This window comes from Methylocystis sp. B8 (genome assembly GCF_005771425.1).
Lineage (GTDB): Bacteria > Pseudomonadota > Alphaproteobacteria > Rhizobiales > Beijerinckiaceae > Methylocystis.
Genome location: NZ_VBTZ01000001.1, coordinates 399,422 through 413,051 on the forward strand (window position 1 = coordinate 399,422; position 13,630 = coordinate 413,051).

General features: G+C 61.9%; 12 protein-coding genes. 5 read left to right on the plus strand and 7 right to left on the minus strand.

Features of this window, described 5'->3' with window-relative positions; genetic code table 11:
• Window positions 1-108: 108 nt before the first annotated feature.
• The 3 genes from FEV16_RS01915 to ligA all read left to right on the plus strand — a co-directional run bounded on the left by FEV16_RS01915 (window position 109) and on the right by ligA (window position 5,701).
• Entirely contained in the window at window positions 109-2,976 is a 2,868-nt protein-coding gene (locus FEV16_RS01915; protein WP_138165914.1) for an EAL domain-containing protein, read from the plus strand.
• A gap of 133 nt (window positions 2,977-3,109) precedes the next feature.
• Window positions 3,110-3,574, plus strand: a complete 465-nt coding sequence (locus tag FEV16_RS01920; RefSeq protein ID WP_348639966.1) for a 2-hydroxychromene-2-carboxylate isomerase — start codon at window positions 3,110-3,112, stop codon at window positions 3,572-3,574.
• 33 nt (window positions 3,575-3,607) lie between these two features.
• Complete coding sequence (gene ligA, locus FEV16_RS01925; protein ID WP_138165915.1) at window positions 3,608-5,701, plus strand: NAD-dependent DNA ligase LigA; 2,094 nt, start codon at window positions 3,608-3,610, stop codon at window positions 5,699-5,701.
• 162 nt (window positions 5,702-5,863) lie between these two features.
• Here ligA and FEV16_RS01930 read toward each other — a convergent pair whose 3' ends face one another.
• The 4 genes from FEV16_RS01930 to FEV16_RS01945 all read right to left on the minus strand — a co-directional run bounded on the left by FEV16_RS01930 (window position 5,864) and on the right by FEV16_RS01945 (window position 10,021).
• Window positions 5,864-6,511, minus strand: coding sequence for a sterol desaturase family protein (locus tag FEV16_RS01930; RefSeq protein ID WP_138165916.1), 648 nt, complete (start codon window positions 6,509-6,511; stop codon window positions 5,864-5,866).
• 3 nt (window positions 6,512-6,514) lie between these two features.
• Complete coding sequence (locus FEV16_RS01935; RefSeq protein WP_138165917.1) at window positions 6,515-7,507, minus strand: fatty acid desaturase; 993 nt, start codon at window positions 7,505-7,507, stop codon at window positions 6,515-6,517.
• The gene (locus FEV16_RS01940; RefSeq protein ID WP_138165918.1) at window positions 7,504-8,718 is read right to left on the minus strand and encodes a hypothetical protein; all 1,215 of its coding nucleotides are present in this window, start codon (window positions 8,716-8,718) and stop codon (window positions 7,504-7,506) included. The genes FEV16_RS01935 and FEV16_RS01940 overlap by 4 nt, the downstream gene beginning before the upstream one ends.
• Before the next feature lie 64 nt (window positions 8,719-8,782).
• Window positions 8,783-10,021 carry an aminotransferase class I/II-fold pyridoxal phosphate-dependent enzyme gene (locus FEV16_RS01945; protein ID WP_138165919.1) on the minus strand — a complete coding sequence of 413 codons (1,239 nt, stop codon included), beginning with the start codon at window positions 10,019-10,021 and terminating at the stop codon, window positions 8,783-8,785.
• Window positions 10,022-10,271: 250 nt separating this feature from the next.
• Here FEV16_RS01945 and ccmA point away from each other — a divergent pair, with 250 nt between their 5' ends.
• A complete protein-coding gene (ccmA, locus tag FEV16_RS01950; protein ID WP_138166439.1) occupies window positions 10,272-10,889 on the plus strand; it encodes a heme ABC exporter ATP-binding protein CcmA in 618 nt (205 codons plus the stop codon).
• Window positions 10,886-11,554: a heme exporter protein CcmB gene (gene ccmB, locus FEV16_RS01955; RefSeq protein WP_246657121.1), complete on the plus strand. Its 669-nt coding sequence runs from the start codon at window positions 10,886-10,888 to the stop codon at window positions 11,552-11,554. Before ccmA ends, ccmB begins: the two co-directional genes overlap by 4 nt.
• A gap of 6 nt (window positions 11,555-11,560) precedes the next feature.
• Here the strand turns inward: ccmB and FEV16_RS01960 are convergent, their stop codons facing one another.
• The 3 genes from FEV16_RS01960 to FEV16_RS01970 all read right to left on the minus strand — a co-directional run bounded on the left by FEV16_RS01960 (window position 11,561) and on the right by FEV16_RS01970 (window position 13,589).
• A complete protein-coding gene (locus tag FEV16_RS01960) occupies window positions 11,561-12,001 on the minus strand; it encodes a DUF1036 domain-containing protein (protein WP_138165921.1) in 441 nt (146 codons plus the stop codon).
• 279 nt (window positions 12,002-12,280) lie between these two features.
• Window positions 12,281-12,712 carry a DUF1772 domain-containing protein gene (locus FEV16_RS01965; RefSeq protein ID WP_138165922.1) on the minus strand — a complete coding sequence of 144 codons (432 nt, stop codon included), beginning with the start codon at window positions 12,710-12,712 and terminating at the stop codon, window positions 12,281-12,283.
• A gap of 70 nt (window positions 12,713-12,782) precedes the next feature.
• Complete coding sequence (locus FEV16_RS01970; protein WP_138165923.1) at window positions 12,783-13,589, minus strand: enoyl-CoA hydratase; 807 nt, start codon at window positions 13,587-13,589, stop codon at window positions 12,783-12,785.
• Window positions 13,590-13,630 lie beyond the last annotated feature (41 nt).

The following is a 13,630-nucleotide window of genomic DNA, read 5'->3' on the forward strand; positions in this document are numbered from 1 at the left end:
TCTACCAGTTGGCCATCGGAGATCGGCGATGACAGCCTACGCGCTAGGCGCCCGGCATTGGCCGCGCAAGACGCGTTCTCCGGGCCTGCGGCATCGAGAAGAGAATTCGTGCGCCTGAAAAAATATCTGATCGCTCTCTTTTTGTTCGTCGTATCCGCTCAGGCCGTCGCCATGGAGTCGGTACGGGTGCCGCAGGGCGCCCGGGCGATCGATCTCACCGGTGTGGTGGAGAAGCATTCTTCGCAGGGCGACCGACTGCAAGTTTCGACTGCGCCGGGCTCCGACGGCATCGTCCGCCGTATCGAGGTTGGCGCGAAGGAGGCCGGCAGCCAACCGAACTGGATCGTTTTCGCGCTCACCAACGACACGGACGAGCAGATCGAACGCCTCATCGTCGCGCCGCACTACCGGTTGCAGGGCTCGGGCGTCATCTGGCCGGATCTCGGTTCGGCGCGCATTACGGCCATCACGGCCAGCCAGGGCTTTCCCCCGGAGGTTGAGGACGCCTCCGACGCCGACGTTTTTCGGCTGACGCTCGACCCGGGAACGACGGTCACCTATGTCGCGGAACTTCGTACGCCCAACCTGCCGCAGCTCTATCTCTGGGAGCCCTCGGCCTATAAGGACAAGGTGACGAGCCTGACGTTGTACAAGGGCATTGTCATCGGCATCGCCGGTCTGCTGGCGCTGTTTCTGACGATCGTCTTCGTGGTGAAGGGCGCCGTCATCTTCCCGGCGGCGGCGGCGCTCGCCTGGGCGGTGCTCGCCTATGTGTGCATCGACTTCGGCTTCTGGGACAAAATCTTCGGCTTCGACGTCAACGCCAACAGGATCTGGCGCGCCGGCGCAGAAACCGTCCTCTCCGCGACGCTCGTCGTCTTTCTCTTCGCCTATCTGAACCTCAACCGTTGGCATGTTCGCGCCTGGCATGTCGCGGCGCTGTGGCTCTTGATCCTTTTGAATCTCGTCGCCCTTGCGGTGTTCGACGCCCCGGTCGCGGCCGGCGTTGCGCGCATCTCGCTCGCGACCGTCGCCGTCGTCGGCTTCGTGCTGATCCTCTATCTTGCGACGCACGGGTTCGACCGGGCCATCATGCTGATCCCGACGTGGTTCCTGCTGGCCGTTTGGGTGGCGACGGCGGGATTTGCCGTCGCCGGCTGGATCACCAACGACCTTGTATCTCCTGCTCTTGTCGGCGGCCTGGTGCTCATCGTGATGCTGATTGGCTTCACCGTGATGCAGAACGCCTTCGCCGCCGGGGGGCTCTCTCACGGGGCGATCAGCGACGTCGAGCGCAAAGCCCTCGCGCTCACTGGCGCCAATGAGATCGTGTTCGACTGGGACGTTCCCTCGGACCACATTTACGTCAGCCCGGAAGCCGAAGCTGCGCTCGGCCTCGATCGCGGCGGGCTCGAAGGCGCCGCCTCCTCTTGGCTCGATCTGCTGCACCCCTTCGAGCAGGATCGCTATCGCGCCTGTCTCGACGCCATTCTCGAGCAGCGGCGCGGCCGCATTAACCAGGAGTTCCGCCTGCGCGCGGCGGACGGCCACTATCTCTGCTATCGGCTGCGGGCGCGGCCGGTCGTGGGGCCAGACGGCGAAGTGATCCGCGTCGTCGGCACGCTCAATGACGTGACGGACGAACGCAACGCACAGGAGCGTCTGCTGCATGACGCCGTGCACGACAATCTCACTGGCCTGCCGAACCGTGAATTGTTCTTCGACCGGCTGGAGGCCGCCCTGGTTCTCGCGCGCATAGAAAAGGATGTGCGCCCCACGGTCCTCGTCATCGACATTGACCGCTTCAAGCAGATCAATGAGCAGGTCGGCATGGCCATGGGCGACAGCATTCTGCTCACCGTCGCGCATCGCCTTACGAAACTGCTGCAGCCTCAAGACACTCTGGCGCGGCTTTCCGGCGATACATTCGCAATCATCCTGGTTTCGGAGACGAACGCGGATCATGTCATCTCGGTCGCCGACTCGGTTCGCCGATCGCTTTCAACTCCAGTGCGCTTCACCGATTGTGAAATTGCGCTTTTCGCGTCGATCGGCATCGCGCTTCACGATCAGCAGGTCCATCCCGGCGCCCGCGACATGTTGGAGAACGCCGAAATCGCCATGCGCTACGCCAAGCGCTCCGGCGGCAACCGCATTGAAGTCTTTCGTCCGGCGATGCGCACGCAGCGTTCCGACCGGCTCACTCTTGAAGCCGATCTGCGCCGGGCGCTGGAGCGGAGAGAGATCAAAGTATTCTTCCAGCCGATTGTTCGACTCGAGGATCGCACCATCGCCGGCTTCGAGGCGCTGCTGCGATGGGACCATTTGCGACTGGGTCGGCTTGAGCCTTCCGAATTCATCCCCGTCGCCGAGCAGACCGGGCTGATCATCGACCTTGGACTTCTTGCGTTGGAGCGGACCGCGCGCGAACTCGCGGCCTGGCAGCGCGCGCTCGCGGTAGATCCGCCGATTTTCGCCTCCGTAAACATTTCGTCGCGGCAGCTTTTGCGCCATGACCTTTTGCGCGACGTCAAAAGCGTGTTGATGCGCAACGACATCATCAAGGGAAGCTTGAAGCTGGAAATGAGTGAGAGCCTGGTGATGGAAAATCCCGAATATGCCGTTCAGATGCTAACGCGCATCAAGGAGATCGGCGCGGGCCTTTGCCTTGACGATTTCGGCGCCGGCTATTCTTCGCTTGCCTATTTGCAGCGCTTCCCCTTCGACACGATTAAAATCGACCGTTCCTTCATCAAACAGTCCGGCAAGGGCGCGCGGCCCGTCATTTTGCGCTCGATTGTCGCGCTGGCTCAGGACCTCGGCCTGGATGTCGTCGCCGAAGGCGCGGAAACAGAAGCCGACGCGATCGAGCTTTATCAGCTCGGCTGCGGATACGCGCAGGGCTACGCCTTCGGCCGGCCGATTAGCTCTCGGGACGCCCGCCGCCTCGTCGGGGCCGCGCCGGAAGCCGCCTAGCGCGATGACGCCGAAGCTCGAATTCTGGTTCGAGTTCGCAAGCACCTATTCTTATATCGCCGCCGAAGAGATCGAGGATAAGGCAAGCGCTGCGGGCGTCGAGGTCGTATGGTGACCCTTTCTTCTCGGACCGATTTTTGTCGAACAGGGATGGCGAGATTCGCCCTTTAATCTCTATCCAGCCAAAGGCGCCTATATGTGGCGCGACGTAGAGCGTCTCTGCCAACGCAAGGGCATCGCATGGCGCAGGCCGAGCGTCTTTCCGCGTAACGGTCTTTTGGCCTCTCGGATCGCAACGGCGTTGGACGAGTCGGAGAAGCTTCCCGCCTTCGTTCGGTCCGTTTATCGCGCCAATTTTTCCTTTGATCTCGACATATCGAACCCTTCCGTTCTGAAGGAGATTTTGCGAAGCCTTTCTCTCGATGAAGAGGCGATTTTCAATCGTGCGAATGGCGACCCAGTGAAGCAATTGCTTAGAACGCGCACGGATGAGGCCAAGAGCCGGGGCGTATTCGGCGCGCCGAGCTTTTTTGCGAAAGAGGGACTATTTTGGGGTAGCGATCGGTTGGAACAAGCTCTCGACACTTTAAGAAAATGACGCGTCTTATGCGCGAGCGGATAGACTGACATAATGACGAAGTCGCCTTCCGAACATTCTCTTTCCGAAGCCCGCGCCGAACATGCGCGGCTGCACAAGGAGATTTCGGCGCACGATCGCCGTTATTATCAAGAAGACGCGCCGACCGTCTCTGACGCCGAATATGACGCGCTGCGTTTTCGTTACGAGGAGTTGGAGAAAGCCTTCCCCGAACTCGCCACGGCGCAGTCGCTAACGAAGAAAGTCGGCGCGAAACCTTCAGAAAAATTCGCCAAAGTGAAGCACGCCGTGCCGATGCTTTCGATCGGCAACGTATTTTCGGATGAAGAACTCGAGGATTTTGTCGCGCGCGTGCGCCGTTTCCTTGGTCTACGCGACGGTTCGCTGCGCTTCACCTTTGAGCCGAAGATCGACGGGCTTTCCTGTTCGCTGCGCTATGAGAAGGGCCATCTCGTGCAGGCGGCGACCCGGGGCGACGGCTATGAGGGCGAAGACGTCACCGCCAACGTTCGCACCGTCGGCGAGATTCCGCAGCGGCTGGATGGAGATCATTCGAATGTCCTTGAAGTGCGCGGCGAAGTCTATATGACGCACAAGGACTTCGCTGCGCTCAATGCGCGGCAAAAAGAGTCCGGCAAGACTCTCTTCGCCAATCCGCGCAACGCCGCCGCCGGTTCGCTGCGGCAACTCGATCCCAAGATCACCGCATCGCGGCCGCTGCACTTCTTCGCCTACGGCTGGGGCGAGGCCTCCATGCTTCCCTCGGAAACGCAGATGGGCGTGCTTGAAGCGCTGCGCCGCTATGGGCTGCCCGTCAATCCATTAACGACGCTCTGCGACAGCGCGGAAGACATGCTGGCGCATTACCAAGCGATCGAAGCGCAGCGCGCGACGCTCGGCTATGACATCGACGGCGTCGTTTACAAGGTCAACGACATCGCGCTGCAAGAGCGCCTCGGATTTGTCTCCCGCGCGCCCCGTTGGGCGGTCGCGCGCAAATTCCCGGCCGAACGCGCGACGACAATATTGCGCGGCATCGAGATTCAGGTTGGGCGTACCGGCGCGCTGACCCCGGTCGCGCGGCTTGAGCCGGTCACGGTCGGCGGCGTCGTGGTGCAGAACGCCACGCTGCACAATGAGGATGAGATCGCGCGCAAGGACATTCGCATCGGCGACACGGTCGTCGTGCAGCGCGCGGGTGATGTCATTCCGCAAATCGTCGAGGTGGTGAAGGAGAAGCGCCCGCACGGCGCCAAGCCATACGAGTTTCCGCATATATGTCCGCGCTGCGGCTCGGCGGCGCTGCGCGAGATCGACGAAAAGACCGGCGAAGCGGATGTCGTGCGCCGCTGCACGGGATCGCTCGTCTGTCCGGCGCAGGCGATCGAAAGGTTGAAACATTTTGCTTCGCGCAACGCCATGGATATCGAAGGGCTGGGCGATAAGCAGATCGAATTTTTCTTCGACGAAGGAATGATCAAGACCGCGTCCGACATTTTCACGCTGCCCGCGCGCGAGGCGCATATGTCGCCGCGACTCGCCGAACGTGAGGGCTATGGCGAGACCTCGGTGCGCAATCTTTTTGCGGCGATCGAGGCGCGTCGAAGAGTTCCGATCAATCGCTTCATCTATGCGCTTGGCGTTCGCCATGTCGGCGAGACCAATGCGCGCCGGCTGGCGCGCCATTTCGGCGACTTCGAATCGTTGCGCGAGACGGCGAGTGTGGCGGAGCCCGGCGGCGAGGCGCGCGCGCGAATCGATTCGATCGATGGCGTCGGACCCGTCGTGGCAGAGGCGCTGCATGACTTTTTCGCCGAACCGCACAATGAGCGCGAAATCGACGCGCTCTTAAAGGAGATCACTTTGGAGCCCATGCCCGCCGTGGCGTCTACGTCGCCTGTCGCGGGCAAGACTGTGGTGTTCACCGGTGCGCTTGAGCGGCTCACGCGTGACGAAGCGAAGGCGCAGGCCGAGCGTTTCGGCGCGCATGTCGCGGCGTCGGTGTCGAAGAAGACCGATCTCGTGGTCGCCGGACCCGGCGCGGGTTCGAAGCTCAAGAAGGCGGCGGAGCTTGGGATCGAAGTGATCAGCGAAGACGACTGGTTTGCAAGAACCGGGCAGGGGTGACTCTGGAACCTTGAAAGGCGGCCTCGTCCTTCGAGACGCGAGCTTCGCTCGCTCCTCAGGATGAGGCCTAACTTCTTGCAACAAAAAAAAGCCCCTCATGCTGAGGAGCCTGCGTAGCAGGCGTCTCGAAGCACGAGGGGCTTCCCATGCTAATTCTTCTCGTCACACCGCGCGCGTGCCGGGCGTGTCGCCCTTCTGATAGGCGGTGCCGAACACATAATCCCACCAGATCGCGTGAACGCCGAAGCCTTTCTCGGCGTCGCGGAAGTGGTGCAGCATGTGCAGGCGCTTCACCATGCGGCCAAAGTCGGTTTTCGGCTGGCCGTGATGCGTCCAGTAATGCACGCAATCATAGATCACATAGCCTGCGATGAAGCCGGCGAGTACCGGCCAAGCGAATGTCGCGCCGAAGATCAGCCGAGCGCAAACCAGCGCGATCAGCATGATCGGTCCCGAGAGCAGCGGCGGCATGACAAGCCGCAGCGGATCATTGGGATAGATATGATGCACGCCGTGAATGAGGAACTGGAAGCGCGGCCCGAGCCCGAAGGGCAGCGCAAACACCGTATGGAAAAGATAGCGGTGGCCGAAATATTCGGTGAGCGTCCAGCCGAGATAACCGATCACGAGGCCAACTAGGACGAGCGTCAGGCTGTTGATCGTGAGCGAATAGATCAACAGTCCGAGAATGATCGGGCAATAGATGATCACCGGCGTAAGGTGATGCACGCGGGACAGCTTATCGAGGAGATCGCTCTCGAAGAGACGGGGCGAAGCGTCGAGCGCCTGGGCTTTTGCGTCCTGCATCATGGCTCACTCCGCCGGCGCTATAACGGGCGCTTCGCGCGCGGCCTGCGTCACATTTTCCGACCGCGTTCCAAGCGAATAGGTCGGATCGAAGATGAATGTCGCGAGCAGCGCGAACCAGGAGCGATGGCAGCGCAAATCGTCATAGAACTCGGGCGCCATCGCTTTCAGCTCCGGCAAGCGGTTCCACGGGATCTCGTGAAAATCGTGATGCTCGTTGTGGTAGCCGATATTGAGCGCGAGCTTATTCAGCGGACCATAGTAATCGAACGTCCCCTGGTCCGGGCCGAAGGCGAAATGCTCTTGCAGCCAGCGCGCGCTCAAGGGATGCAGGCCGCCGACCGAGAACCAGAAGGAGAAGAAGAGATAGAGCAGGGCGTTCCACCCGAAAGCCCAGAGCACGAAGAGATCGAAAAGGGCGATGACGCCGATATTGACGTAGGTCCAGGTTCCCCAGATCGGCACCGTGCCTTTCAGGCGCGACAGGCGCGCAAGCTGAATGGCCGGGAAGAAGAAGAGCCAGACCGCCTTGCGCCATGCGCTATTGCCGACCCATTCGACTTCCCAGCGGCTTGGAATGTCGGCGTCATAGTCATAGGCCGACAAATGCGAATGATGCTTGATGTGATAGCAGCGAAAGCCCATCGCCGTCGGAAAGGCGTTGGGCAGATCCGCGAGGATCGCCGTCCATTTATTCGCGAGCGGGCTGTCGAAGACGCAATTGTGAATCGCGTCATGGATGATGACGAAATTGGCGTGATTGGCGAAGGCGCCGACGCAGATCGCCATCAAGAGCGACAGCCACCAATAGGAGAGGCCGAGCGAACCCAAGATCGCGGCGATCGCGAGCTGACCGACGAAAATCGCCGCCGTAATCTTGAAGGTTACGGGGTCCTTGCCGAAGAGCTCGCGCACTTGCGGATATTTTTCGAGGATCAGCTTGCGCCGCTCGACATGCGTGCGGTCGGCGCCATTGGCGGTGACTGAAATGCCGTTCATGACGTTGCACCCTGTAGCTGAGTTGCCGTTACGCCGTCGCGCATACGCAAAGCCTCGCCGCCGCCGCCGACTGTGAGGCGCTTTTCATAGATGCGATGTATCTTGTCGACCTTGCCGCCGAACATTTCGATCGGCCGGCGCATGTCGGCGTTGCTCTCCAACACCCAGCCGGCTTCAAGATGCGGAACGGCGAACTTGGCCCAGCGCCGCCGCATCTCCTCAATCAGCGCAAGAAAAATCGCGCCGCCGGTCGCGCTTTTCTGCAGCGTCTTGCGCGTGCCGAGAAGCAGCAGCCGCGCCGATTTGAACTGATGCGAGCGGTATCGCAAAATCGCGCGTAGCCAGCCGAACGGGAACAGCCGGCCGTTGAGATCAGCGAGAATTTCGTTGAGATTGGGAAGCGCGATTGCGAAAGACTGCGGCGCGCCGTCAAGTTCGACGACAATGCCGAAATCCTCGGTGACGAGAAATTGCAGCGCGTCGGCGTCTGAATCGAATTCTTCCTTGGTGAAGGGCACGAAACCCCAATTGCCGCTCCAGCCGTCGTTGAACAGTTCCGCCATCAGAGCGGTTTCGCCCTTCTTCAATGCCTTCATGTTCAATGGCCTGAGCTTTAAGCGATCGCGCCATTCGCGGCGCGTCGAAATGCGCGCCGGCTTTTCGACTTCGTCGCTTGAGATTTCGAAGCGATAGGACAGGAGGTCTTGCGCCTTCTCATAACCCAGCGCCTCGATATGACGCGAGAGATAGGGCGGATGCCAGGGCATGTAAAACATTGGCGTGGCGTTAAAGCCCTCAACGAGCACGCCGCACTCTCTGTTGATCGAAGGCGAGAACGGTCCGTTGATCCGCTCAGCGCCCTTGGCCCGCAACCAATCCTCGGCGGCCTGCGTCAGCGCGCGAATGACCTCTATATCGTCGACGGCGTCGAGCGCGCCGAACTGCGCATTGGAGGCGCCGACCGGCGTCACCCCGGGCTTATAGACCTGCGCCATGATGCGTCCGACCCACTGGCCGTCGCGGCGGGCGAGAAATTTTTGCTCTTCAACGAATTTGTAGTGCGGGTTGAGCTTATGCGCGAAGACCGTCCAACACTGGACGTCCAGCGGCGGCGCAAAGCCTGGCGCGCCGGCATAGAGCAGCCGCGGCAGCTTGCAAAAGGTCGCAAAGCGCGAAAGGCCGTCGACCGGAAGAATCTCGATCTGCGCCATATGCAAGTCCTAGCGGCAGCAGGCCATTAATCGAAAGCGTCAAAGTGACGCGGAGAGGGAAATTTCAGCCCCCCGCCATCGCGGCGGCGACGATCTGATGCGCCTCTTCCGTCACCGGCGGCATGTCGCGCAGCGTCTGGATGACGCCGCGGATCTCCGCTTCGCTATGATTGGCGGAGAAGAAGAAGCGCAGTCTCGGCCCGTCCTTCGGCACGCCGATGCGCACCACCGGCGGCACGTAATAGCCGTTCTCCAGCAAATGTTGAGACGCCCACATCGTCTCGACGTCGCTCGAGAAGAGGATCGGCACGACGCCGCGGCCGATCGCCGGCCCCGTCGAGAATCCCGCCTCATGCGCGACCGTGCGGAAGAGCTCGGCGTTGCTCGCGAGCTTGGCGATGCGCCAGGTCTCCTCCTGCATCAGCCGCAACGCGGTGCGCGCGGCGGCGAGAATGACCGGCGACAGGCCGACGCTGTAAACGAAGCCCGGCAGCGTGTAGCGGAACCAGTCGATGACCTGCTTCTTCCCGCAGACATAGCCGCCGCAGGACGCGAGCGTCTTCGACATCGTGCCGACGATGAGGTCGATCCGATCCGCATCGACTCCTTGATGTTCGGCGAGGCCGCGCCCCGTCGCGCCCAGGACGCCGAGTGAATGCGCTTCATCGACGAGTAGCCAGACCTTGTATTTCTCTTTGATTGCGAGAAGTCGCGGCAGGTCGGCGGTATCGCCATCCATGCTGTAGACGCCTTCGACGACGATCAAGACGTTGCGATATTCTTCGCGATGGCGCGCCAGCAGATGATCGAGATGATCGAAGTCGTTGTGGCGGAACTTGACGACATGCGCCGGCGCGCCGTCGGCGCCGGCGACGATGCTGTTATGGGCGAGCTCGTCGATGAAGATCGCGTCATTCTTGCCGCTCATCAGCCAAGCGATCGTCGTCACATTGGAGAGATAACCCGAGACGAGCGTCAGCGCGCTCTCCATGCCAAGAAATTCGGCGATTTCCGCCTCGAACGGCTTGTGCGTCGTGCGCTCGCCGCCGACCAGCCGCGAGGCGAGCGCGCCAATGCCGAGGCCATCGATCTCACGCTTCGCCTCCTCGCGAATCCGAGGATGATTCGCCAGGCCGAGATAGTCGTAGTTCGCGAAGCTGACGAAACGCTTACCCTGCGCTTCGAAATCGGCCCGCAGCCTGTCGATCTGAGCGAAAAACGGATCGCTGAATTCCAGCAAAGCGTTGCCAGCGAAACGGAATCGCCTTGCCGCATAATCCTCTAAGCTTTTATGCTTCGTCACTTATTCCGCAGTCCCTGAATAACGGGCGCGCCGCGCGCTATGAGCGAAAAACCTGGGCCCCAAGCGCCCGAGGAATGATCCGGCTGCTTAGCATTCCCGCCCCGTCAGCGCCAGCGGGGCGGCGGGCAGGGGCCAGAAGCTTCCGGCCCGCGGCTGAGGCCGCCGAGGCTGGCGGATTCGATCGCAAGGCCTTATCCCGTAGCCCATGTCGCGCGATGTCCAATTCGATGAGCCGCCGGCCGATGGCGCGATGCGTCTTCGCGTCGACGATCTCTGCGTCACACGCGGGGGCAGGCTTGTACTCGATCGGCAGAGCTTTTCGCTTTGCGCCGGTCAGGCGCTGGTCGTGACAGGCCCAAATGGCGCGGGGAAATCCACGCTCCTGCGCGCGTTGGCGGGGCTCCTGCCTTGCGCGGGCGGCTCTATTGCGCTCGTCGGCGGGCCGCCCGACGTCGAGTTGCCGCAGCAGGCGCATTATCTCGCCCATAGCGATGGAATGAAGTCGGCGTTGACCGTCGAGGAGAACCTGGATTTCTGGTTGCGCTATCTCGCTCAAAAGCCAGATCCGCGCAGCCGCACGGTCGACGCCGCGCTCGCGATCGTCGGGCTCGGTCATATTGCCGCCGCGCCCATTGGCGTGCTCTCCGCCGGCCAGAAGCGGCGTGCGGCGCTCGCGCGCCTTCTCGTCGCCTTCCGGCCGCTCTGGCTGCTCGATGAGCCGCTGACGGCGCTCGACCGAACTTCGCGCGAGAAATTCGCCGTCGCCATGCGCGAACATTGCGCCAGTGGCGGACTCATCATCGCCGCGACGCATGAGCCGCTGGGGCTCGATGAAGCGTCATCGCTCGCTTTGGGCGGTGCCTCGTGAGCGCTCTGCCGGCTCTTTTCCTGCGCGAATGGCGCGTGGCGCGCCGCATCGGCGGCTCAGGCGCAATGGGCGTCGTCTTCTTCCTGACGCTTGTCGCGATCGTTCCCTTCGCCGTGGGGCCGGACCCGAATCTTCTCGCCCGCATCGGGCCGGCGATTCTGTGGATTGCGGCGTTGCTGGCGACGCTGCTTTGTCTCGACCGGCTGTTTCAGGCGGACGCCGAGGATGGCTCGCTGGATCTTTTCCACCTCGCCGAGACGCCGCTTGAGTTGGCTGTGCTCGTCAAATGCGCCGCTCATTGGGCGGCGACGGGCCTGCCGCTTATTCTCGCTGCGCCCTTTCTGGGCCTGATGCTGCAACAGGAGCGCATGGCGCTTGTCGGCGTCGTCGCGACGCTTCTCGTCGGCACGCCCGCGCTCACTTTGATCGGCGCGATCGGCGCGGCGGCGACCGTCACCGTGCGGCGGGGCGGCCTCTTGATGGCGCTGCTCGTCCTGCCGCTGACCATTCCGGTGCTGATCTTCGGCGTCTCCGCCGCGGAGGCGGCGAGCGGCGGAACCGTTCCCTTCTATGCGCCCTTCGCGATTCTCTGCGCGATCACGCTCGCCGCTCTCGCGCTCTGCCCATTCGCGGCCGCCGCGGCGCTTCGCTATCTCGGCGAGTAGAAGCGCTTAATCGATGCATACGCGCCCGCTGCTCGAGCGGCCGGTGAGGCTCTGCGTGTGGTTGCCGCTGCCGCTCGTGACGTGAACGAAGCCCTTCATCTCGCCGCGACGTCCGAAGATGCACCGCTTGGCGTCGCCGATCTTGAACGCGCCTTGCGACGTGCAGAAGGAGGAGTCGCCGCGCCATTCCCTGCCGCCGCCATGCGCATAGAAGAAATAATTGTGCGGATCGGATGTCTCGCTGCGCAGCACGACTCGCTCGCAGCCGCCGCAGGCGCGAAGCTTCCACCAGCCTTCTGAAGTGAATCCGCCGCTCGGACTGACCCAGGCCGCCGCGACAGTGACTTGATCGGGCGTTCTGTTGCAGACGGTGAAATCCGCCTTCGCGAAAGGCGCAAAGACGCAACACGCAACGGCGAACATGATCGAAAGATGCAAAGCATTCATTTCATCCTCCAAAAAAAATTTGAAAAAGTTACTGCGATGACTTGCGCCCGCATGAAGCAGTCTGACCCGTCTTCTCGCCCCCCATCTGCCTGTCAGCTTGCGCGCGCCGGAAAGGCGGCGATCGTGAAGGCGATGGCGAGCGCCAGGAGCAGCGCCAGATGCAGGGCCCGATTGCGCAACCTGGACATTTCTCGCCTCCCTCAAAATGCGCGCCGACCGACAGAGGCTTGCGCGCGATAACGTTATTATGCGTGAAATAGCGCCCGGCGCCTCGTCCGGTTAGTTGAGAGAGGCCCAAAGGAAGATAAGCGTCGCAACGCAGCCGAGAGCGGCGCGCACGGCATGCAGCCGCGCCCAGGTCTTGATCAGTTCGCGGCTTTCCGGTCCCGCTTGGCCCGAATCTATCGCCAAGAGGCGCTCGTTGATGGGCATGATTTTCAGCAGCGTATAAGGCCAGTTGGCGACGATGAGCGCGGCGCCGACGAGCCAAAGCCATTGGCCGGTTTGCAGCCATGCTAAGGCGCCGAGAATGCCTCCAATCAGCGCGAGCGGCGCCTGCATCGCGAAGCCGCGTTTATAGGCCGGCTTCCATTGCCTAAGCAGATTTTCGTCGTCGAGACGCAGTCGCGCCGGTTGTTCGGCGACAATGATGTAGAGCGCCGCGCCAGAGAATATGGCTGCGGCGATTAATGCAAGCTGGCCGACAACCATGTCATCGCTCCTCTACTGTAACGCAGCGGTTCCTTTCCTTTCAGGATTGATATTACCTATTGGATTTCGTTCACTCTTCCGTCCAAGTGGGCGAACGCTTTTCTAGAAAGGCGGCAACGCCTTCCTTCGCGTCTTCTGCGAGCATGTTGTCGACCATCACCGCGCTCGCTAGTTCATAGGCTTCGGCGAGCGGTATCTCTCGCTGTTCATAGAACGCCTTTTTTCCGAAGCGGATCGCTTGCGGAGATTTTCCGGCGATGAGTCGCGCCAGCGCCAAAGCCCCACTACGTGCGCCATCGGCCGAAATGCGGTTGACGAGGCCAATGCGCAGCGCTTCCTCGGCCCCGATAGGGACGCCCGTCAGCAGCATTTCCATCGCATGTTTCGGCGCCACGCTGCGCGAGACGGCGACGGCTGGCGTCGAACAGAAGAGGCCGATATCGACGCCCGGCGTGCAGAAGCGCGCACGTGGCCCTGCGACGGCGAGATCGCAACTGGCGACAAGCTGGCAGCCGGCCGCCGTAGCGATTTCGTCAACAGCCGCAATGACCGGCTGAGGCAGCATCACGATTTTCTGCATCAGCGCAGAGCATGCGCGCATCGTCTCATCGAAGAAAGCGCGGCCGCGGTCTGGATCGTTGCGATGCGCCGTCAGCTCTTTAAGATCGTGGCCGGCGCAAAAAGCCGGCCCTTCCGCCTGCAGCACAACAGCGCGAACGTCGTCGCGGCCGGCGATCGCGTCGAGTTCGCCCCAAATGGCCTCGATCATTGCAAGCGATAATGCGTTGCGCGTGGCGGGACTATTCAGCGTGAGGGTCGCCACGCCAGCCCCAGTCTCCAGGGTCACGCGCGCACTTGTCTCGGCGTTGAGGGTCATCGCTTCGAGATATAAAGCCGGCTGACGGAAACCAAAGGTTT